This is a genomic window from Nitrospira sp. Kam-Ns4a (assembly GCF_965152595.1).
Genome location: NZ_OZ224218.1, coordinates 1,282,916 through 1,303,697 on the forward strand (window position 1 = coordinate 1,282,916; position 20,782 = coordinate 1,303,697).

The window sequence follows — 20,782 nt, forward strand, 5'->3', positions numbered from 1 at the left end:
GGCTAGCCCGCGGCGGGCTCTTTCTTTCCGGAGGCCGGCGGCGGGGCCATGGCCTCCTTGCGGCTCAGGCGGATTTTGCCCTGCTTATCGATCTCAAGCACCTTGACCATGACCTGGTCGCCTTCGGCCACCTCGTCCGCCACGCTCTTGACGCGGTGGTGGGCGAGCTGGGAGATGTGGACCAGGCCGTCCACGTTGGGCAGGATCTCCACGAAGGCCCCGAAGTCCATGATCTTCTTGACCGTGCCGAGATAGATCTTCCCGACCTCGACTTCCTCGGTCAGGCGGTTGATCCGCTCGATGGCCTTCTTGGCCGATGCCTCGTCCACGGCCGCGATCGAGATGACTCCGGAATCCTCCACATCAATCTTGACCCCGCACTCCGCGATGATGCTCCGGATCATCTTGCCGCCGGGCCCGATCACATCGCGGATCTTGTCCTGTTTGATCTTCATCGTGAAGATCCGTGGGGCGAACGGGGAGAGGTTCGGGCGAGGCGCCGAGAGGGCCTCGAGCATCCGGTCCAGGATGTACAGGCGGCCGACCCGGGCCTGCTCGAGCGCCTGGCGCATGAGCCCGGGCGTGATGCCGGCGATCTTGATGTCCATCTGCAAGGCCGTGACCCCGTTCCGGGTCCCCGTGACCTTGAAGTCCATGTCGCCCAGGTGGTCCTCCAGCCCCAGGATGTCCGACAGCACCACGACCCGGTCCCCTTCCTTGATGAGCCCCATCGCGATGCCAGCCACCGGCTCCTTGATCGGGACGCCCGCATCCATCAGGGCCAGCGTCCCGCCGCAGACCGTCGCCATCGAGGACGATCCGTTGGACTCCAGGATATCGGAGACCAACCGGAGCGTGTACGGAAAGACCTCTTTGCTGGGCACGACCGGCTTGAGCGCGCGCTCCGCCAGCGCACCGTGCCCGACCTCGCGGCGGCCCGGCGAGCGCAGCGGACGTGCCTCGCCCACGCTGAACGGCGGGAAGTTGTAGTGCAGCATGAACGTGCGATAGTACTCGCCCTCCAACGCGTCAATCCGCTGCTCGTCCTCCGTGGTCCCGAGGGTCACGACCGCCAGGCTCTGGGTTTCGCCGCGGGTGAACAGCGCCGAGCCGTGCGTCCGAGGCAGCACGCCGACCTCGCAGGTCACCGGCCGGATGTCGGTCGGCCCGCGGCCGTCGGCCCGCACCTTCCCCTCCAGGATCATGTTGCGGACCTCGCTGTACTCGAGCGAGTGGAACACCAGCTTGACGTGGCGCTCCCGGTTGGGGTCGTCCGTCCGCAGCTTCTCGATCGCCTCCTGGAGGACCTGATCCAGCCGCTCCTGCCGCGCCGTCTTGTTCGGGATCAGGATCGCCTCGCGGATCGGCTCGGCCACGAGCTGACGCACCGCGTCCACAAGCGCCGGATCAATCTGCTCCGCCTTGACGGCCCGCTTGGGCCGTCCGGCGAGCGTCTGCAGCTCCTGGATCTTGGCCACAATCTGGCGGATCTCTGCGTGCGCGACCTCGATCGCGTCAATCATGACGGACTCCGGCAGCTCGCTGGCGCCGCCCTCGACCATCATGACGGCGTCGGCGGTGCCCGCCACGACCAGATTGAGATCGCTCTTCTCCAGCGTGTCCAGGTCCGGGTTGATCACGAACTGCCCGTCCACCCGGCCGACCCGGACGCCGGCGACCGGCCCGCCGAACGGAATGGGCGAGATCGCGAGCGCGGCGGCGGCTGCCGTAATCCCCAGCACGTCCGAGGAGCCGGTCTCGTCCGCCGAGAGCACCGACACGATGACCTGGGTCTCAAAGTAGTAGCCGTCCGGGAAGAGCGGCCGCATCGGACGGTCGATCAGCCGGCTGGTCAGGACTTCCTTCTCCGAGGGCCGGCCCTCGCGCTTGAAGTAGCCGCCGGGAATCTTCCCGGCCGCATAGGCCTTCTCCTGGTAATCCACGGTGAGGGGGAGAAAATCCACGCCGGGCTTGACCGTCTGCGAGGCCACCGCGGTGGCCAGCACGACCGTGTCCGCATAGGACGCCAGCACCGCGCCGTCCGCCTGCTTGGCCACCCGCCCCGTTTCCAGCCGCAGCTTCCGGCCGGCGACCTCCATTTCTACGACGTGCACCATCCTTCGAATCTCCTCTTCTCCCTGCCCCCACAGATGCCCACAGAGATGCGCTCAAACAAATCGCTCGGCGCCAACAGCGAACAGCCAACAGTCCGCTGCAAGCCATTGGCGACTTGCTGGTTGCCCTGTTTCAGCGCATGTCCGTGTTCACCTGTGGGCGACAGCCCCCGCGCGTGCCTCCCGGTCAGGACGGCGCGCGGGCGGTCGGTTATTTCCGGATCCCCAATCGCTCGAGCACCGCGCGATACCGCGCCTCGTCAATGCGGCGGAGGTAGTCGAGCAACCGACGGCGGCGACTGACCAATTGCAGGAGCCCCCGCCGGGAGTGATGGTCCTTCCTGTGCAGCTTGAAATGCTCGGTCAGATAGGCGATCCGGTTCGTCAGGATCGCGATCTGCACCTCCGGCGAGCCCGAATCGGCTTCGTGCCGCCGGTACTGTTGGATCACCTCCGCCTTCGCTTCCTTCGCCAACGCCATCGTTCCGTCCTCCCTCCTTTCCTTGCTCCTTGTGCTGCCCCGCTCCCGACTCCTCGCGCCGACTCGTCTCCCCTACGCGGGCGCCAACACCTTGAGAACCGGCACCACCCGGTCCCCCCTGGCGCTCGGGCCGGGCGCCGCGCCACCCGGGATCAGCCCGCCTTCCGGGACCAGCCCGATGCCGAGCAGCCCGCCGGCCGGATCCTTGAGGCGGACCGGCTGACCGCCGCGCAAGCCTTCCGACGCCCCCGCCGCCAGCCGCGTCACCGCCTGCGCCGGGATCGGCACCCCGTGCCGCGCTCGTCGCGCCGCCGCCGCCTCGATCTCCAGGGCCGGGAGCGCCCCCAGCGCAGCATCGAGCGACAACAAGTCCTCCGCCAACCGGCCGGCCGACGCCCGCGCACCCACCTCCTCCAGGCTCAGCGCGCGCTCGATCGTCAGCGGCCCCACCCGGCTCCGCTGCAACGTCAGCAGATGCCCGCCGACCCCCAGCGCCGCGCCGATGTCGGCACACAGGGTTCTCACATAGGTCCCCTTCGAGCAGACGACCCGGAGCGAGACGTCGCGGCCGTGCACGGCCTGCACCGCGATCTCATGCACGGTCACCTCGCGGGCGCCGCGCGCCACGATGCGCCCGGCCCGGGCGGCCTTGTAGAGGGGCACTCCGCCGACCTTGACCGCCGAATACATCGGCGGTACCTGCGAGATCCGCCCCTGGAACCGGGCGACGGCCGCCCGGATCGCCGCTTCGTCGAGGCCGTCGGTGGGACGCCGGGCCAGGACCGTGCCCGTGGCGTCCTGCGTGTCCGTGGTCTCGCCGAGGCGCAGGACGGCCCAGTACTCCTTGTCCCAGTCGAGGAGAAACTCGGCGATGCGGGTCGCCCGCCCCGTCAGAATCGGCAGCACCCCGGTGGCCGCGGGATCCAAGGTGCCCGCGTGGCCGATCCGGGAGCAGCCGAGCAGGCGCCGGAGCTTGGCGACGACGTCGTGGGAGGTCCAGCCCGCCGCCTTGTTGACGTTGAGCACACCGTCGCCGAGGCCAGTGTCCACCGTGTCGTTCTCGCCCGTGGCGAGCCCCGTGCTCCTGCTCACCCGGCCGCCTCCGCCGCGTCCGTGGATGGTGCCGGCCCTTCCGACTCATCCGCGGGGCGCACGCTCTCGATCAGCGCGAGCACGCGGTCGGCGCGGGCCCCGCTCGTGTCTTGGTAGAAGGTCAGCTCCGGCGTATACCGCAGCTTGAGCCGGCGGCCCAGCTCGCTCCGGATGAACCCCTTCGCCCGCTCCAGCCGGGCGAAGGTCTGCGCGGCCTCCGGCCCCTCCTGGAGGGTCGTGATGTAGACCCGGGCGATCCGCAGGTCGTCGGTCAGCACGACGTCGGTGACGGTGAGGAATCCCAGCCGCGGATCCTTCGACTTCCGCATGAGGATGTCCGCGATCTCGATCCGGACTTGATCGGCGACGCGCGTCGCCCGCTTGTAGCCCGTCTTCGCCATCTCGAAAGCCAGCGGCAAGCGGCCAACAGCCCACAGATCGGATCCTCTGACTGTTCGCCGCTCGCTGTTCGCTATGGGCTATTCGCTCAATCAGAGCAGCTCGATCTGGACCTGCACGAGCTCGACTGCGGGCAGGGCGCGGATGACGTTGACCGCCTGGTCCAGCACCTGATTCACGTGCGCACGCTCGTTCGCGACGCAGGCGATCCCGAGCACAGCTTTCTGCCACAGGTCCTGCTCGCCCACTTCCGCCACCGACACGTTGAACTTGCCCCGCAGCCGATCCTTCAGGCTCACCAGGACCTGGCGCTTCGCCTTCAGGGAGCCGCTGCCCGGGATGAACAGCTCCACCGTACAGAGTCCGACGATCATGACCGCGGCCGCGTGGATGGGAAGGCCTGGGAAGTCGGTTCAGAGCTTGGCCGCCACCTTGTCGAGGACGAACACCTCGAGGACGTCCCCCGGCTTGAGATCGCCGAAGTTCTCGACGCCGATTCCGCATTCGTAGCCCTGCTGGACTTCCCGGACGTCGTCCTTGAAGCGACGCAGCGAGCCCAGCCTGCCTTCGTAGATGACCGCATGGTCCCGGATGACCCGCACCCCCGAGCTGGCGCGCGAGATGGTGCCGTCGGTGACGTAGCAGCCCCCGACCACGCCGACCTTAGGGATGTTGAAGACCTGGCGCACCTCGGCGCGACCCAGCACCCGCTCCTTGAACGTGGGCTCGAGGAGCCCTTCCATGGCGGCCTTGATGTCGGCGATCGCGTCGTAGATGACCGTATACAGACGGATGTCCACGCCCTCGCGCTCGGCCAGCGCCATGGTCTTCGGCTCGGGTCGGATGTTGAATCCGATGATGATGGCGCGCGAGGCGGAGGCCAGGAGCACGTCGGTCTCGGTCACGTTGCCGACCCCGCTGTGGATCACGCGGAGCTTCACGGCCGTCGCGGAGAGTTTCTCGACCGCCTCGGAGAGCGCCTCCGCCGAGCCCTGGACATCCGCCTTGATCACCAGCGGCAGCTCCTTGACCTCGCCTTCCTTGATCCGCGAGTAGAGGTCGTCCAGCGTCACGCGCGCCTTGCCGGCAGCGAGCTCCGCCAGCCGCTGCTTCCGGGCCCGCGCCTCGGCGATCTCGCGCGCGACGCGCTCGTCCTGGACGACGACGAACTGGTCTCCCGCGGCCGGCACGCCCGGCAGCCCGATGACCTCGACCGGCATCGAGGGGCCCGCCTCCGAGACCTTCTGCCCGGTGTCCGTGATCAGCGCGCGCACGCGCCCGCTGTGCGTCCCGACGACGAACACGTCGCCGATCCGGAGGGTGCCCGACTGGACCAACACGGTCGCGACCGGGCCGCGCCCGCGATCGAGCTTCGCCTCGACCACCACGCCCTTGGCCGGCCGGTGCGGATCGGCCTTCAGCTCCAGGACCTCGGCCTGGAGCAGGATCATCTCCAGCAGCGTGTCCAGCCCCAGCTTCTGCTTGGCCGAGACCTCGACGAAGATGGTCTGCCCGCCCCAGGATTCTGGGATCAGGTTGTGCTCGGCCAGCGCGTGCTTCACCCGCTCGGGGTTCGCCCCGGGCTTGTCAATCTTGTTGATCGCGACGATGATCGGCACGTTCGCCGCCGTCGCGTGATTGATCGCTTCCACGGTCTGCGGCATCACGCCGTCGTCAGCCGCGACCACCAGCACGACGATGTCGGTGATCTTTGCGCCGCGCGCCCGCATGGCCGTGAACGCCTCGTGGCCCGGCGTATCCAGGAACGTGATGTGTTTCCCGTGCACCTGGATCGTGTACGCGCCGATGTGCTGGGTGATCCCGCCCGCCTCCTGCTCGGTCACCTTCGTCTGCCGGATCGCGTCGAGCAGGGAGGTCTTGCCGTGATCCACGTGGCCCATGATGGTGACCACCGGAGGCCGTGGTTCCAACCGCTCCTCCCCCGCCCACTCGGCCGCCTCCTCCAGGAGCTCCTCGCCTTCTTTCTCGACGGCGACCTCGGCCTTGAGCCCCAACCCTTCGGCGATGAGCTGGCCCGCCTCCATGTTCATGGGCTGGTTCAGTGTGAGGAGTTGGCCCATCTCCATCAGCTTGCGGATAATGTCGGCCGGCCGCTGGCCGACCAGCTCGGCGAACTCCTTGACCGTGATGCCGGGCGTGAGCTTGATCACTTTCTTGCGCGGCTTCGTGATCTCGGCGGGAGAGGCCGGCGGGGCGTGGCGGGTGCGGTCGTCCCGACGGTGCACCGGGATTGCACGGAGATCCTGCCAGCGGGCAGCATCCTCTCTGAACTTGACTTCTTCCTCATCGCGTGTGCGGCCGGGCTTCCGGACCTTCTTCAGCTTGTCCTTCAGGGCCGCGGGCTCTTCCACGGGTACGACCGGCGGGATCGCTTTCCGCTTCTCTTTCTCTTCGCGCTCGAGGCGCCGCGCCTCCGTCTCCACCGCCGCGCCCAACGCAGGGGCTCCCGCCCCCGCCGCGCCCCTGGCGGCCGGCTGGCTCGCCGCCACAAGCCCGGGCTCGCGGGCGCCGGCGGCCAGCGGCGGCGCCTCGGGCACAAGCCCTTCGCTCGCCCGTGGCGGCCTCCGCAGCGACCGGTTCCGGCAGAAGGACCGGGCTGCGGGCCGCCGGCTCCAGGCCCGTTGGCGCGCCCGCAACAGCCAGGGTCGCCGCGCTCTCCTGCATCGCCACGTGGGGCGGCGGCGCGGTCCCTGTGGGCGACCCCGTGCGCGCGGCCACCTCGGCGGCGACCTCTCCCTCCGTCTTCTTGCGCTTGATGAGGATCCGCTTCTTGTCCGGCTTCGGCGGCTCCTCCACCACCGCGGCCGCCGCGGGCTTCGCCCCGCCGGCCTTGGCGCCGTCGCGGCCGGCCGCCTTGGCCTCGCGGGCGAGGGAACCCGCCTTGCGCGTCGGGCCCTCCTTCGGCCCCTCCACGCGCGTGCCGGCTTCGCCCACCGCGGCGGCCCCGACCTTGGGCGCAAGTTGGGCCAGCACCCGCTCCACGGTCGCGGCATCCAGCGTGCTGCTGTGCGAGGCCACCGCGATGCCCATCCGTTTCAGCTCGGGGATCAGCTCACGGTTCCCCACTCCAAGCTTCTTCGCCAACTCGTACACTCTCATACCTGTTCATCCTGCGCGACCGTCCCGGCGGTCAGGACGCCGACTGGGGCTCGGTCTCCGGCAGCGGACTGGCCGCCTGGGCCTCCGCGGCGAGCGCCGCGCTCCGTTGCGCGCGCGCCTCTTCTTCCTCCCGCTGTGCCTGCGCCTCCTCGGCGAGGGCGGCCTTGATCTCGCGGTCCCGTTCCACCTTCTCCTTCTCGTACTCGGAGGCGCTGATGATGTCAATCTTCCACCCGGTCAGCTTGGCGGCCAGGCGCACGTTCTGGCCGTTCTTCCCGATCGCCAGCGAGAGCTGCGAGTCCGCGACCACAACCAGGGCGGATTTTTTCTCCTCGTCAATGCCGACCTTCTCGATCGTCGCCGGGTTCAGGGCCTCAGCGATGAAGACCCGCGGATCCGTGGTCCAGGCGATGATATCAATCTTCTCGCCGCGCAGTTCCCGGACGACCGCCTGCACGCGCGACCCCTTGATCCCGACGCAGGCCCCGACCGGATCCACCGCCTTGTCCCGCGACGCGACCGCGATCTTCGTCCGGTCGCCCGGCTCGCGGACGATGCCCTTGATCTCGACGATCTTCTCCGCCACCTCCGGCACTTCCAGCTCGAACAGCTTGCTCACGAACTGCGGGTGCGTGCGCGAGAGGATGACCTGCACGTCCTTGGGGGTCCGCCGGACCTCGAGCAAGTAGGCCTTGATCCGGTCGCCGCGCCGGTAGGATTCGCGCGGAATCTGCTCCTGGACCGGCAGGATGGCTTCCGTCTTGCCGAGGTCCACGAGGTAGTTGCGTCGCTCCTGGCCCAGGATGATCCCGTTCACCAGCTCGCCCTGGCGCGTCGCGTACTCCTTCTGGACCGCCTCCCATTCGGCCTCCCGCACCTTCTGGCAGATGACCTGCTTGGCCGTCTGGGCGGCGATCCGCCCGAGCTCCTCCATCTCGATCACGGATCCGATCTCGTCGCCGATCTCCGCCTCGGCATCCACCCGGCGCGCCTCCTGCAGCGAGATCTCGCACTTGGGGTTCGTCACCGTGTCCACGATCGTCTTCAGCGACACCACGGAGATCTCCCCGGTCTTTGGATCGATCTGGACCTGGATGTTCTCGCCCTGGCCGAAGCGCTTTTTCGCCGCCGTTTGCAGCGCCGCCTCCACGGCCCCGATGACCTTGGCCTTGTCGATCCCTTTCTCGCGCCCGATTTGGTCAATGACCGCAATCAGTTCCCGGTTCATAGCGCTTAGAACTCCACCTCGAGCCTGGCCTCTGCGATCGCCTCCCACTCTAGGAGCACCGGCCGCCCCTCGTCCGGCCGGCCAACCACGAGAATCACACCCCGCTCGCCGACGTCCTGGAGCATCCCGACGAGCCGCCACTGCCCCTCGCAGGGCTGGCGGAGCTTGAGGTTGACCCGTTTCCCCAGCGCTCGCCGGTAATCCGCTGGCCGCTTAAGAGGCCGGTCCAAGCCTGGCGAGGACACCTCAAGCGTATAGGCGTGGGGGACGGGATCCTCCACGTCCAGCGCGTGCCCGAGGGACAAATGCACCTGCTCGCAGTCGCTCAGGCTGACGCCGCCCGGCTTGTCAATGAACACCCGCAACAGCGTCCGGGCACCCTGCCCGGTGCACTCCACCGCGACCAGCTCCAAGTTCAGGGCACGGACGATCGGCGCGGCGATGGCCTGGACACGTTCCGCCAGTTGCTGGGAATCCCGCTGCATGCTCCGCGGAGACCGGGCTCCCCGGCGCGGGAGGCCCCCTCCAATTCCGCGCACAAACAAAAAAGTGGGCCGGCGCCCACTTCAATCAGCCTAGCCTACCATTCCTGCCCGGGCGAACGCAAGAAGAATGCTACCCCACCAGGCTCCGAAAGCGCGCGCTCAGCAGCCGGACGACGTCGCCCGGCACGCCCTTGCCGACGGCACGCCCATCCACCCGCACGACCGGCATGATCTCGATGGTCGTTCCAGTCAGGAGGATCTCGTCCGCGTCGTAGAGCTCCGCGAGCGGCACACTGCGTTCCTCGACCGGGACGCCCGCCGATCGGGCCAGATCCAGTACGAGCGCGCGGGTGACCCCGGACAGGATGCCTGGACCTTCTGGCGCCGTCACGAGCACGCCCCCACGGACCGCCATGACGTTGCTCACGGCGCCTTCGGTCACCCGCCCGTCCCGCACCAGGATGGCCTCGAAGACGCCCCGGTCCCTGGCGAGTTGGCGGGCCAGCACGTTCGGCAGGAGGTTAATGGTCTTGATGTCGCATCGTCCCCAGCGCAGGTCCTCCGTGGTCACGGCCGCGACGCCCTCGGCCTGCAGCGTAGGGTCCAGCGGCCGCAGCGGACGGACGGTCATGACAACGGTCGGATGCCCCGGCTCCGGAAAGTGATGCTCGCGCGGCGCAACGCCTCTGGTGAGCTGAATATAGACCTTGCATTCCGGCGCCCCACACCGGCGAATCCCCTCGCTCACATAGTCGCGCCAGGCCTGGAGCGCGTAAGGCATCGCCAGCCGAATGGCCTGGGCGCTCCGCTCCAGCCTGGCGAGGTGCTCATCCAGCCGGAAGGGGACGCCCCGATAGGTCCGGATGACCTCGTAGACGCCGTCGCCGAACTGGAAGCCGCGGTCCTCGACTGGGACCAGGGTGGTCTCGAGCGGCCCAAACCACCCGTTGACGAACCCGACGTCCGGCATTAGCGGTGTCCCTCCGGCCCCGCCCCGTCGGCCACCTCCACCAGGAACACCCGCCGATCCTCAGCCGTGAACTTCCAGCCCATGCGCTTCTCGAACAGAAGCCGGTGGGTGCCGGGCACGATCGCCCGGAATTCGAAGGTCCGGCGCCCCGTGTCCACCGCGTTGTTGCTGGCGATCCGCAGAAACTCGTCGTTGACCAGGGCCAGCGCGGCCGGATCGTAAGTCGGCACCCACAGCTCCCCGCGCGTGCGGTCCTCCCAGAGGTGCACGAGGAAGCTGGCTCCCGCCACCGTCGAGATCGGCTTGGCCGCCCGATTCAGGTCGCCATGGGCCCCCTCCGGTGTCGCCGACGCGTTCACGGGCCCGGCCTCTCAACGCCGCTGGCGGCAAGGCCCCAAAGCGCGTTCGCCCTTGCGCCGCGATCCGACATACACCTGCTCATCCTTCACCAGTACCTCGTAGCTCCCGACGCAGGACCCGCCGCCGTCGGTGGCCTGACCCGTGCGAACGTCGAAGGCCAGATCGTGCCAGGGGCAGGACACGATGTAGCCCTTCAGCCGCCCCTCGCCGAGCGGCCCCCCCTCGTGCGGGCAAAGATTAGAGATGGCGTAGAAGACCCCGTTCACGTTGAACAGGGCGAGCGCCTTCCCGTTCACCTGGTAGATGCGTGACTGGCCCGGTGGCACCTCGTCCACCTTCGCCACCGGCGTAAACCCCTCCATGCGTTCGTCTCCGGTAGGCAGCCCTCGGCATTCGACTCTCAGCTTGGTCCGATCTGAGGCTGAGAGCTGACGGCTGGCCGATCGTTGTCTCTATAGACGCAGCGTGAACTTCAGCTCGCGGCCCGGCGCCAACCCTTCCCGCTTGATGAACCCCGCAGCCGTCTGGATCACGTATCGGGCATTCTCGGGCGGAGGGCCGTACTGGGGGCAGGGGTCCTGCGGGCAGGGATCGGCGTGCTCGACGAGATGCACGATGTGCCGGCTCTCGTCCACCCAGATCATGTCAACCGAAATCCTGAACCCCTTCGTCCTGAGCCGATGCCGATCGGAGGTCTCGAAGATATACAGCATCCCGCCATTCGGTGGCAATCCGTCCCGGAACGCCAGCCCAAACAGCAGCTTTTCCGGCGTGTCGGCGACCTCAGCCTCGATCTCGGTCCCACTCGGGAAGGTCACGATGATCGTATCCGTATCCTTCCGGTTGGTGAGGAAGAAGCTGCCCGTCAGGAGCACCAGGGCTAGGATAATGAGCACGAACACACGGCTCCGCTTCGGCGGCCCGCCTGCCGGTTCGAGGATTCCAGGCATGGCGCTCTCCTTTCGCTCCCAGGCTCCTAGGCCCATCGGCCCAAACAGATCAACAGGATAGGTCTTCTGCTCGCCCTTTTCGTCATTGACTTGACGAGAACGGCCGGCCTACAATGACCGGAGGTTCTTCGAGAATATGGTCAGGATCGCGACGGTTGTCAATACGGACGCACTGGTGGATCCCCGAAGGAGGCGTGGGTTATGGCGCTGTTAATCACGGCTGAATGCATCTCTTGCGGAGCCTGCTTGCCGGAGTGTCCCAACGAGGCCATCTTCGAAACGCGGAGCGACGCGGAGTCCAAAGGCTATCACGTAAGCGAGGGCCAAGGCGAAGGGGACAGCATCTATGTCATCACGCACGATCGTTGCACGGAATGCGTGGGGCACTTCGACGAGCCGCAGTGCGCCGCGGTCTGTCCGGTGGACAATTGCTGCGTCCCTGACCCGGCTTACCCGGAGAGCACGGACGTCCTGCTCGAAAAGGCCCGGAAGCTGAATCCAGACAAGCAGATTGACGACACCAAGGTCTGGAGCGGGGTGAGAAACTAACCTGGCTTCTCCCTAATCGCTTCCGATCGCCTTCCGACTCATCGGAGTTGCGCGCCGAGGAAGCCCCACCCGTCGCCGGGTGGGGCTTCGTTGTGTGCCCTGGCCTGCGCCGCCGCTCACTGATAGAATGGTGACAGGCCGCCCTTCCGGGGCTGGCTGGGCGCTGCAAGGTTCCAACGTTTTCGACCGGAGGTCCGGGCGATGCGCACACGATGGGCGGTTCCCCTGTTGTTCTCCATCAGTCTGACCCTCGCGGCGCCGGCCGGCGCGACCGACGACATTTCGAGCGCCATCGAGGGGTTCATAGCCAAGCAGTTTCCCGGAGCCCGGAGCTATTTTTGGATCGTGAACGGCACCGAGTGGGAGACCGAAGACGAGCTGGTCGTGGATCTGCAGACCGTCGTCACTCCCACGGGAGATCGCGCGCCGTCGGAAAGCCGGTTCCTCCTGCTCATCGTCGCCGGAAAGCTGGCGGCAGCGCAGAACATCCCGCTGGACGCCGCTCCGGAGTGCAAGCCTGAGAAGGCCTGACCGGCGAAAAACAACGCCCCGCCCGCCGACTGACGGCGGGCGGGGCGTCGCCTGGGAGTCCCGCCTGAATACTCGCCGACTCGTCCCCCTACTTGATCATCAGGAACTTCCCGCCGACGTGCGCCGGATGCAGGTGGCACTTGTACACCAGCGTCACGCCCTGGGTCGCATAGAAGAGGTCGCTCGTCGGAATGCCGATGTACTTCGTCTCCCCGGGCTTCAACACCAGTTGCGCTCTCAGCACGCTGGGCGCGCCGAAGGACTCATCCGCAGTCATCAGGAACCCGTGCTCCTGCGACGAGTTGTTCGTCACCTTAAACACGACTGGCCGGCCAGGCCGCGCCTTGAAGTCAATGATCACGGCCGGCGGATACCACACCTTGGTGTTCCCGATCTCGATGGCATAGAGTTCCTGGTCCACCACCAGTTCCTTGAACGGCTGTCCCACCACAGAGCCGGTCTCAAGGTCGCCGACCTCGACTCCTCCGGCGTGGTGAGCGAGCGAAACCGATGCTCCGCCCCCGACCAAGACAAGGCCGAAGAACATCGCCAGCAGCATCTTACCCATGGCCTACCTCCCTTGGAAGAATAAAGAGTGGATTAGGTTGAAAGAGGAATCCTGAGCCAGTGCGCCCCACAACCCTCCAGGTTCGCCTTAGACTGCCGCCCCTTATAGCATAGGCCTCCCCCGGAAGCAAGGACGTTCTTCGCCTCCACGGCGGCACCCCGCCTTGTCTTGTAGCCCACGGATTTCCTGACAAAAACTCAGTCCGGCAGGCCTGACGCGCCGCGCCCGATCAGCAGATCAAACGGGGCATAGTCGTCCGTCAGGACGACCCCCGGCGGCCAGTCCGTCGCCCGTCGCGTCGCGAGCAGGGCGAGGGTCTCGACCGGCATGCGCCGTTGCTCGACCAGCGCCCGGATCTTCTCTGGGAAGTCGGGGCGGCGGATCAGGGCAACTCGCTCGCCAGCCAGGAAGATGATGTTTTCCGCCTCCGGCTGCTTGCTTTGCCAGGGTCCCTTCACGCCGAAGGACTCAAACTCGGGGAACACGGAGCGGAGCGTTGCCACCACCGCCTGCGCCCGTTGCCGATCGGGGCCGTCGCCGGAGGAGGAGAGGTTCACCGCCAAGACGCCGGCCGGCTTGAGGTGCGCCCGCAGCTCCTGAAAGAACTCCTGCGTGGTCACGTGGAAGGGAATCAGATGGCGGGCGAACACATCCACCCAGATCACGTCATACTGGCGCGGCGTGCCGCGGAGGAACAGGCGCGCGTCCTTGACGTGCACGTGATGGTTCGAGGGCGGGGTGTACCCGAAGTACACCTGGGCCGCCTTCACCACCGACGGGTCCACTTCCACAGCGTCCAGTTCCAGCTCGGGCCAGTAGCGGGCGAGCCATTTCGCGAGCGAGCCGCCGCCGTGGCCCAGGATCAGGCCGCGTTCCGGATGCGGCGGCAGGGCCAAGGCCACCATCATCATCTGGCTGTACGGCAGGAACAGCTCCACCGGCTCCACCCGCCACATGACGGCATGGAAGGTCCGGTCCAGGATGAGGTACCGGAGCAGATCGTCCTCGCGAACGCGGATCTGCTGGTACGGGCTGTCTTCCTGGTAGAGCGGGGCGGGGAGCACGAGCACGGGGTGAAGCGCGAGCCAGCCCAGCAACCCGAGGCCCCCCACGACCGGGGCGGCTGCCCGTACCCGAAAGGCCGCCAAGGCCCACCAACCGAGGCCGAGGAGCACCTGGACCGTCCCCAGCGCCGCGATCAGCGCCATGCTGCCGAGCCAGGTGAGCAGGAAGAAGGCCGTGCCCCAAGTGCCGACCAGGCTACCCAGCGTCGAGACCGCGATCATCCAGCCGGTGTGTCGCCCCAGATGCCCCATGTCCGCAATGGACAGGCGCAGCAAGGCGGGCAGGGCGCCGCTCAGGCCGAAGGCCGGCGGAGCGAGCAGCACGGTGGCGGCCAGGCAAGGCCCCCAGCGAGGATCCTGCACCCAGGCGGACACCTTAAACATGACCGGCTGGCCCACGCCCGCGAGCAGAAACGTCCAGGCGCCCGAGCCGAGGAGCAGGCCGACGAGCACGGCTCCGCCGGGATGCCGGTCCGCGAGCCAGCCGCCCACCGCGTACCCACTGCTCATGGCGGCGAGGATGACGCCGATCAGCGCGCCCCACACGAACAGGGAGTTGCCGAAGACCGGCGCGAGGATCCGGCTGCCGAGAATCTCCAAGGCCATCACCACGGCCCCGGTGATGAAGGCCGTGGCGAACAGCCAGAGGCGGTACCCGTTCACGATGCAGGAGGGAGCGGTCATGCGCAGGCAGACCCAGGGGCAGGACCAACGGTCGGCGGAACTCGCATCGAACTCCGTGAGGGGCTCAGAGGGTGCCCCAGTTCTTGAAGTAGCGCAGGAGGTCGCGGACGGAGATGACGCCGACGAGCTGGCCGTCCTGCGTGACGGCGAGATGCCGGATCCCCTTTTCCGCCATCAGGTCGCTCGCTTCGTGAGCCGACCGGTCAATCTCGATCGTGATGAGCGGGGCGCTCATGACGGCCCGGACCCGCTCCACGGCGGGGTCGAGCCCCGCCGCCATGCCCTTGCGGACCAGATCGGTCTCGCTCACAATCCCCACGTAGGCCCCCTGGTCGTTGACGAGCAACGCGCCCACGCGGACCTCCTGCATCAGGCGCGCGGCCTCCCGGAGGGTGGCGTCGGGTCCGACGCTCTTGATGTCCCGGCTCATCATCACGGCCAGGGGCCGCAACAGGACGCCGCTCTGCTGGACCATGGGCCCCTCCTGTCCGGGCACAGGAACGGCGGAATTGTACTGGACGAGGTCCGAGGTGTCAATCGAGCGGCGCCCGGACCGGTCGCGCGGGACGCTCCACCGCACGGGATTCAGCACAGAGCGCGTGCGAAGCGGGGCCCGCCGGTTGCCAGGCCCGGGAGGGCCTGCTATACTGGCGTCCCCTTAGTCTCCCCAAGCGTGTGCGGGTGGCTCCGGCCCTCGCTCTAGACGAACCGAGCGCACGAGGAACCGCGATGCACATCAGCGTGATCGGAACCGGGTACGTGGGGCTCGTCACCGGAGCCTGCTTTGCCGAGTTCGGCCTCAACGTCACCTGCATGGACACGGACGAGGCCCGGATTACCAATCTCACACAGGGCGACGTGCCGTTCTACGAGCCCGGCCTCACGGAACTGGTCGCCAAGGGCCTCCGGGACCGGCGCCTGAGCTTCACGACCGACATCGCCAGGGCCGTGGACCAGGCGCTGGTGATCTTTATCGCGGTGGGCACGCCCGCGCGGAGCGACGGCACGGCCGACCTCTCCTACGTTGAGGAGGTCGGGCGCGGCATTGGCCGGCACATGACCGGGTACAAGGTGATCGCGACCAAGTCCACCGTTCCGGTTGGGACCGGGGAGCGGCTGCGCGCCGTGATCGAGGCCAGCCAGCTTGAGCCCTGCCGATTCGACATCGTGTCCAACCCGGAGTTTCTCCGCGAAGGGTCCGCGATCGAGGATTTCCTGCGCCCCAACCGGGTCGTCATCGGCGCCGACAGTCCCCAGGCGATTGCGATCATGCGGGACCTCTACCGCCCGCTGTACTTGATCGAGACGCCTTTCGTCATCACCGACATCCCGACGGCGGAGATGATCAAGTACGCCTCCAACGCGTTCCTGGCCACCAAGGTCTCCTTCATCAACGAGATCGCCAACCTCTGCGAGCTGGTCGGCGCCGATGTCCAGGTGGTCGCGAAGGCGATGGGGCTGGACCAGCGGATCGGGTCCAAGTTCCTCCACGCGGGCCCGGGCTTCGGCGGCTCCTGTTTCCCAAAAGACACCGCCGCGCTCATCCAGATGGGCGAGCAGGTCGGCTACGAGCTGGAGATTCCGCGGGCGGTCGCCCGGGTCAACGAGCGGCAGCGGCAGCGGATGGTGGACAAGATCCGCGAGGCGGTCGGCGGGCTGGCCGGCAAGACGATCGGCCTGCTCGGGCTCTCGTTCAAGCCGAACACGAATGACCTACGGGAGGCACCGGCGCTCGCCATCGCCGAGCGGCTGCTCAAGGAGGGGGCCCGCCTCCAGGCCTACGACCCCGCCGCGCTCGATGAAGCCGCGAACACGCTCTCCGGCCTGGTCCCCTGCGCGGACGCCTACGACGCAGCCCAGGACGCGGACGCACTCGTGCTCGTGACCGAGTGGAACCAGTTCCGGAACCTGGACCTGGATCGGATCCGGGCGGCGCTCCGGCAGCCGATCTTCGTGGACCTACGCAACGTCTACGAGCCGGAGGCGATGGCGGCGCGGGGCTTCCGATACGTAGCGGTGGGGCGCCCGACGAAGAAGAAGTGATGCGTGAAGGGTGACAGGGACCAAGGCCGGACGAAGAACCGTGCCGCGTGAGGCGGGACCGGTGACGGGCCCCGGGTCCCCTGTCGCGCGTCCCCTGTCACGTGTCACGTCTTCGGCTTGTACCCCATCCGGTCCAACACCTTGAGGATCTTCGTCTTCAGGCGGTCGTCGGCTTCGCCGAGTGCGACAGCCAGCGGCTCGACGGCGGGCTTGCCGATCTTACGGATGATCTCGGTCGCCGCCTGCCGCAGCTCGTCCTCTTCCGAATTGAGCAGCGGGACCAGCGCCGGCACGGAGACGGCGCCGAGCTTGATCAGCGAGTCGTAGGCCCGTTGCCGCACGTCCCCCACCTCGTCCATCAGCGCCTCGACCAGCGGCCCGACCGCCCGCGGATCCTTGAGCTCGCCCAACTGCTCGGCCGCGTACTTCCGGTTGAGCCAGTGAGTATCCTTCAGATCCAACAGCATCGCGTCCGCCTTCGCAACGTTCGGGTCCTTGGACCGGATCTTCAGTTGCTTGGCGACCCGCTTGCCGCCCTCCTCGACGACCCGGATCGTGGCCCCATCCCCCGGCTTGACCTTCTGGAGGTCCTCCAGGGCCTCCTCGGCGACCTCCAGCAGCACGGTCTTCCCGTCGTAGGCCAGCAGCTCCACCTCGAGCTGCTTGGCTTGGAGATTGACCGCGACGACCTTTTCAGTGACCAGATTGAATCCGTCTTTTTTGACCCCGCCCTTCGGGGCAATCTGGACCAGTTTGATGGGAGCCTCGTCCGCCATGCGACGTCCTCGTTAAGAACTAGGGAAAAAATCCGGAGAAGCGACACCTACGATGTCGGGTCGCGCTTCCAGCCCAGGCTCGCCAGCGCGCCTTCGGCCGTCTCCTGGACCATCTCGTTTTCGTCCTCGAGCAAGGGGACGAGCGCCGCGACGGCCCGCTTGTCGCCGAGCCGCGCGAGCGACTCCGCCGCGTTCCGCCGCACGAGCCAGTCCTCGTCCTGTAGGGCTCCGACCAGCGCGTCGAACCCGCGCGGGTCGCCGATCTTGCCCAGCGCCTCCGCCGCGTGCCGGCGCACCATCCAGTTGTTGCCGAGCAGTCCCTCGATCAGCGCCTCGACCGCGCGCACGTCCCCGATCTTCTTGAGCACGCGCGCCGCGTCCTCCCGCAGCGTGCTGTCGTTCAGCGCCTCGATCAGCCCGGGCACCGCCCGGGAGTCGCCGATCCGCTCCAGCGCCCACACGGCGGCCGAGCGCACCGCGCCGTCCCGGTCCTTCAGGGCCTGAATCAAGGGCTCCACGCCGCGGGGATCCTTGAGCTTGCCCAGAGCGGTCGCGGCCTGTTCCCGCACGGCCCAGTCGTCGTCCGCCAGCGCGTCAATCAGCGGCTCGACCGCGACCGGCCCCATCTGCACGAGCGCGCCGGCGGCCGCTTCGCGGATGACCATGTCTTCATCCGCGAGCAGCTCGATGAGCTTCGGCAGCGCGTCGAGGCCCATCTGGCTGAGGCTGGCCGCGGCGTGATCGCGCAACGCTTCGTTCTCGTCCCGCAGGGCTGAGAGCAACTGGTCAATCCGATCCCCGTGCTCCCGCTGGGCCTGATCCATTTCACTCATTCCCGTCGTCCTGTGCTACCTGCCCCGCTTGCTGCGCGGCTTCCTCCGCCTGCATCGCCAGGGCCTTGAGCTTGTCCACGATGACCCCCGCGTTGTAGGCCACGAGGCCGTCACGGTCCGTCTTCAGCTTCTCGAACAGCGCCAAATGCGGCGCGAGGACCTCGACCTGCTTCACCTTCGCCAGGGCCTCCATCGCGTAGACCCGCAAGGGCCGGATCGGAATCGCGTCCAGATACAGTTGGATCGGCCGGGCGTCACCGATCAAGCCGAGCGACTTGAGCGCGATCTCTTTCACCCCGGTGTCCTTGTCTTTCTTGAGCCGCTCCATCAGCGGCTCGACCGCCCGGAGATCCCCGATCTTCCCGAGCAGATCCGCTGCCGCCTCCCGGACGACCCAGTCGTCGTCCTCCAGGAATTCGATCAGGATCTCCACGCTGGGGCGCCCGATCGCGAGCAGGTCAATGACCGTCGCCATCCGGGCCTCCTCCCGCTGACCGGAGTCCTCCACGTTCCGCAGCGCGTCGAAGGCCTCCTCGATCCGCTGCCGGATCGCCCCCAGCTTCTTGAGCGTGCGGGCCGCGCCCTCGCGGAGCACCGGGTCCCCCATCGCGTCCACCAGCGCGTCGACGGACCGGGGATCCAGGAGATGTTCCAGAAGCTCCGCCGCCAGCAGGCGAGCCCCCACGTCGGGATGCTTGAGCATCGCGCACAGGGGCCCGATGGCGTTCGGCATGACGCCGAGGAGCCCGGTCACGAGCTGGCGTTGCTCCGCCGTCGCCTCCCAGAGCATCTGCGTCAGGGCCTGGGCCGCGGAGTCGTCGAGGATCCCGGCCATCTGTTCGAGCGCGGCCGCCGCGGCCTTCCGGACCGCCGGCTCCTCGTCCTTCAGGAGGCCGACCAGCGCCACCCCGGCGCGCGGATCCTTGATCCGCGCGAGCATGCCGGCGATCTCGACCTTCAGCGCCGGGCTGCCACGGTCCAGCGCCTGGATCAACCCCGCCACGGCCTTGGGTCCGCCGGCTAGACAGGCCGCCGTGGCGCGCATCCGGCGCCAGTCCTCCTCGTGGACCAGCTCCGCGATCAGGGTTTCCAACGATTCCTTCGGCATAACGAAACCTTGGCGAGAGGCACGAGGCTCGCGGCTAGAAGTAATCCCCTCTCGCCTCGCCCCTTGCCGCGCGTGTCTGATTCAGATTCGATGCGGCCTCCATCCCAGGCGCGCCAGCGCCTCTTTCACATGGTAGAGGATGTTCTGGTCCTGCTCGGTCCGCAGCACCTCCACGAGCGCCGGCACCGCCCGCGCGCCGAACGCCGTCAAAGCCGTCGCCGCCTCCGCCCGCACGTAGGTGTTCTTGAGCGCCGCGACTAGCGTGGGAATGGCTGCCTCGTCGCCGATCTGCGCCAGCGCCTTCACCGCCGCCTCCATGGCGAGCATCTCCTGGTCCCACCGGTCGCCGCACCCGTCAATCGGCCGGCTGTCCGGCGGCCGGCTCGCCCCGGCGACGACGGCCAGGAGCGCGGGCACCGCCCGGCGGTCGCCGATCTTGCCCAGAGCCTCCACCGCCGGGGCCCGAAGCCCCGGGTCGCGCATGACCAGGAGCAGAAACTCAACCGCCCGCACGTCGCCGATCTCGCCGAGGGAGCGAACGCTGTCTTCGCGCACTGCCGGATCCCGGTCGTTGAAGAGGACCCGGAGGAGCGGCTCGACCGCCTCCGGGGACTTGAGCTTGCCGAGGGCCTCCACCGCATGGAGCCGGACCAACCATTCCCCGTGCGTCAAGGCCGCAAGCAGCGGCGCGACGGCGGGCGGCCCGATCCGGACGAGCGCCTGGGCGGCCTCCACCCGCACGGCCTTCACCTTGTCGTTCAGCAAGGGCAGGAGCCGCGGCACCGCTCGGGGCTCGCCGATCCGCCCCAAGGCTTGCGCCGTGTGCATCCGCACGATCCAATCGGCGCTACCCAGCGCGATCATCAGGCGATCCGAGACCCGCGCATCCCCGATCCGGGCCAGGATGCAAGCAGCCGACTCTTGGACCGTCAGGTCCGGATCGTCCAGGCAGGCCCCGACCGCCGTCACGGCGGGCTCGCCGATCTCGGTCAGCGCCGTGATCGCTGCCTCGCGCACCGCCCGGTCGGGATCCTTGAGCATGGCCAGCAGCGGGACCACCGCCCGGCGATCGCGGGAGGCACCCAGCGCGAGCGCGGCTTCCTCGCGGATACCCCAGTCCTCGTCCTTGAGGGCGGCAATGTTCTCCAGGACCGGGTCGCCCATGCGGCGTCGCTCGCGTCGTTGGTACCCCTGCGCGGGTCGGCTGGCCGGAAATTCAGGTTACCTGATGAAGCGGCACGGACGCGACCCCCGGCGCGCTCGTCGCCGTCCCGAACCGCGCTGAGAGAAAGGGCAAAGGTACCCTAGCACACACATTTTCCAAGGGTCAACAGGATTCCCGGCGGTCGCGGGGCTGGCGGCGCCCCGCCCGGGAGCGGCGCCCTCGCGGTTGACTAGGACTGGGTCCTAGTGTTAAGTATGAAACC

General features: G+C 68.0%; 22 protein-coding genes and 1 pseudogene. 3 read left to right on the plus strand and 20 right to left on the minus strand.

The window, feature by feature from the left end; genetic code table 11:
* Window positions 1-2: 2 nt before the first annotated feature.
* From pnp to ACWHYQ_RS06435, 13 genes and pseudogenes are all read right to left on the minus strand, one after another.
* Window positions 3-2,117: a polyribonucleotide nucleotidyltransferase gene (gene pnp / locus ACWHYQ_RS06375; protein WP_447974884.1), complete on the minus strand. Its 2,115-nt coding sequence runs from the start codon at window positions 2,115-2,117 to the stop codon at window positions 3-5.
* A 208-nt stretch (window positions 2,118-2,325) separates the two neighbouring features.
* A complete protein-coding gene (gene rpsO, locus ACWHYQ_RS06380) occupies window positions 2,326-2,595 on the minus strand; it encodes a 30S ribosomal protein S15 (protein ID WP_447974885.1) in 270 nt (89 codons plus the stop codon).
* A gap of 72 nt (window positions 2,596-2,667) precedes the next feature.
* Window positions 2,668-3,687, minus strand: coding sequence for a tRNA pseudouridine(55) synthase TruB (gene truB / locus ACWHYQ_RS06385; RefSeq protein ID WP_447974886.1), 1,020 nt, complete (start codon window positions 3,685-3,687; stop codon window positions 2,668-2,670).
* Window positions 3,684-4,088: a 30S ribosome-binding factor RbfA gene (rbfA, locus tag ACWHYQ_RS06390; RefSeq protein ID WP_447974887.1), complete on the minus strand. Its 405-nt coding sequence runs from the start codon at window positions 4,086-4,088 to the stop codon at window positions 3,684-3,686. Before rbfA ends, truB begins: the two co-directional genes overlap by 4 nt.
* A 90-nt stretch (window positions 4,089-4,178) precedes the next feature.
* A complete protein-coding gene (locus tag ACWHYQ_RS06395; protein ID WP_447974888.1) occupies window positions 4,179-4,460 on the minus strand; it encodes a DUF503 domain-containing protein in 282 nt (93 codons plus the stop codon).
* A 39-nt stretch (window positions 4,461-4,499) separates the two neighbouring features.
* Window positions 4,500-6,542 carry a translation initiation factor IF-2 gene (infB, locus tag ACWHYQ_RS06400; protein ID WP_447974889.1) on the minus strand — a complete coding sequence of 681 codons (2,043 nt, stop codon included), beginning with the start codon at window positions 6,540-6,542 and terminating at the stop codon, window positions 4,500-4,502.
* 583 nt (window positions 6,543-7,125) lie between these two features.
* A pseudogene (locus ACWHYQ_RS06405) lies at window positions 7,126-7,206 on the minus strand (translation initiation factor IF-2 N-terminal domain-containing protein); the annotation flags it as partial.
* Between the two features lie 31 nt (window positions 7,207-7,237).
* Window positions 7,238-8,434 carry a transcription termination factor NusA gene (gene nusA, locus ACWHYQ_RS06410; protein ID WP_447974890.1) on the minus strand — a complete coding sequence of 399 codons (1,197 nt, stop codon included), beginning with the start codon at window positions 8,432-8,434 and terminating at the stop codon, window positions 7,238-7,240.
* Between the two features lie 5 nt (window positions 8,435-8,439).
* A complete protein-coding gene (locus tag ACWHYQ_RS06415) occupies window positions 8,440-8,919 on the minus strand; it encodes a ribosome maturation factor RimP (RefSeq protein ID WP_447974891.1) in 480 nt (159 codons plus the stop codon).
* A gap of 130 nt (window positions 8,920-9,049) precedes the next feature.
* Window positions 9,050-9,889 carry a D-amino-acid transaminase gene (gene dat, locus ACWHYQ_RS06420; protein ID WP_447974892.1) on the minus strand — a complete coding sequence of 280 codons (840 nt, stop codon included), beginning with the start codon at window positions 9,887-9,889 and terminating at the stop codon, window positions 9,050-9,052.
* On the minus strand, window positions 9,889-10,248 hold the full coding sequence (locus ACWHYQ_RS06425) for a protease inhibitor I42 family protein (RefSeq protein WP_447974893.1): 360 nt from the start codon (window positions 10,246-10,248) through the stop codon (window positions 9,889-9,891). The genes dat and ACWHYQ_RS06425 overlap by 1 nt, the downstream gene beginning before the upstream one ends.
* A gap of 12 nt (window positions 10,249-10,260) precedes the next feature.
* Window positions 10,261-10,611 carry a Rieske (2Fe-2S) protein gene (locus ACWHYQ_RS06430; RefSeq protein ID WP_447974894.1) on the minus strand — a complete coding sequence of 117 codons (351 nt, stop codon included), beginning with the start codon at window positions 10,609-10,611 and terminating at the stop codon, window positions 10,261-10,263.
* A 90-nt stretch (window positions 10,612-10,701) separates the two neighbouring features.
* Window positions 10,702-11,199, minus strand: coding sequence for a DUF192 domain-containing protein (locus ACWHYQ_RS06435; protein WP_447974895.1), 498 nt, complete (start codon window positions 11,197-11,199; stop codon window positions 10,702-10,704).
* 201 nt (window positions 11,200-11,400) lie between these two features.
* Between ACWHYQ_RS06435 and ACWHYQ_RS06440 the strand changes: the two genes are divergently transcribed.
* Window positions 11,401-11,748, plus strand: a complete 348-nt coding sequence (locus ACWHYQ_RS06440; protein ID WP_447974896.1) for a 4Fe-4S dicluster domain-containing protein — start codon at window positions 11,401-11,403, stop codon at window positions 11,746-11,748.
* 201 nt (window positions 11,749-11,949) lie between these two features.
* Window positions 11,950-12,279 carry a hypothetical protein gene (locus ACWHYQ_RS06445; protein ID WP_447974897.1) on the plus strand — a complete coding sequence of 110 codons (330 nt, stop codon included), beginning with the start codon at window positions 11,950-11,952 and terminating at the stop codon, window positions 12,277-12,279.
* Window positions 12,280-12,367: 88 nt separating this feature from the next.
* Here ACWHYQ_RS06445 and ACWHYQ_RS06450 read toward each other — a convergent pair whose 3' ends face one another.
* The 3 genes from ACWHYQ_RS06450 to ACWHYQ_RS06460 form a co-directional block, all read right to left on the minus strand.
* A complete protein-coding gene (locus ACWHYQ_RS06450) occupies window positions 12,368-12,847 on the minus strand; it encodes a hypothetical protein (protein ID WP_447974898.1) in 480 nt (159 codons plus the stop codon).
* A gap of 197 nt (window positions 12,848-13,044) precedes the next feature.
* Window positions 13,045-14,595, minus strand: a complete 1,551-nt coding sequence (locus ACWHYQ_RS06455; protein WP_447974899.1) for a fused MFS/spermidine synthase — start codon at window positions 14,593-14,595, stop codon at window positions 13,045-13,047.
* A 64-nt stretch (window positions 14,596-14,659) separates the two neighbouring features.
* Entirely contained in the window at window positions 14,660-15,070 is a 411-nt protein-coding gene (locus ACWHYQ_RS06460) for a CBS domain-containing protein (RefSeq protein WP_447974900.1), read from the minus strand.
* Between the two features lie 254 nt (window positions 15,071-15,324).
* Here ACWHYQ_RS06460 and ACWHYQ_RS06465 point away from each other — a divergent pair, with 254 nt between their 5' ends.
* Window positions 15,325-16,638, plus strand: coding sequence for a UDP-glucose dehydrogenase family protein (locus ACWHYQ_RS06465; RefSeq protein ID WP_447974901.1), 1,314 nt, complete (start codon window positions 15,325-15,327; stop codon window positions 16,636-16,638).
* A 104-nt stretch (window positions 16,639-16,742) separates the two neighbouring features.
* Here ACWHYQ_RS06465 and ACWHYQ_RS06470 read toward each other — a convergent pair whose 3' ends face one another.
* The 4 genes from ACWHYQ_RS06470 to ACWHYQ_RS06485 all read right to left on the minus strand — a co-directional run bounded on the left by ACWHYQ_RS06470 (window position 16,743) and on the right by ACWHYQ_RS06485 (window position 20,519).
* Window positions 16,743-17,414, minus strand: coding sequence for a HEAT repeat domain-containing protein (locus ACWHYQ_RS06470; protein WP_447974902.1), 672 nt, complete (start codon window positions 17,412-17,414; stop codon window positions 16,743-16,745).
* Between the two features lie 47 nt (window positions 17,415-17,461).
* Window positions 17,462-18,247 (minus strand): HEAT repeat domain-containing protein, encoded by a 786-nt coding sequence (locus ACWHYQ_RS06475; protein ID WP_447974903.1) that lies wholly within the window; start codon window positions 18,245-18,247, stop codon window positions 17,462-17,464.
* A complete protein-coding gene (locus tag ACWHYQ_RS06480) occupies window positions 18,240-19,355 on the minus strand; it encodes a HEAT repeat domain-containing protein (protein WP_447974904.1) in 1,116 nt (371 codons plus the stop codon). The genes ACWHYQ_RS06475 and ACWHYQ_RS06480 overlap by 8 nt, the downstream gene beginning before the upstream one ends.
* 81 nt (window positions 19,356-19,436) lie before the next feature.
* A complete protein-coding gene (locus ACWHYQ_RS06485; RefSeq protein ID WP_447974905.1) occupies window positions 19,437-20,519 on the minus strand; it encodes a HEAT repeat domain-containing protein in 1,083 nt (360 codons plus the stop codon).
* Between the last annotated feature and the right edge of the window lie 263 nt (window positions 20,520-20,782).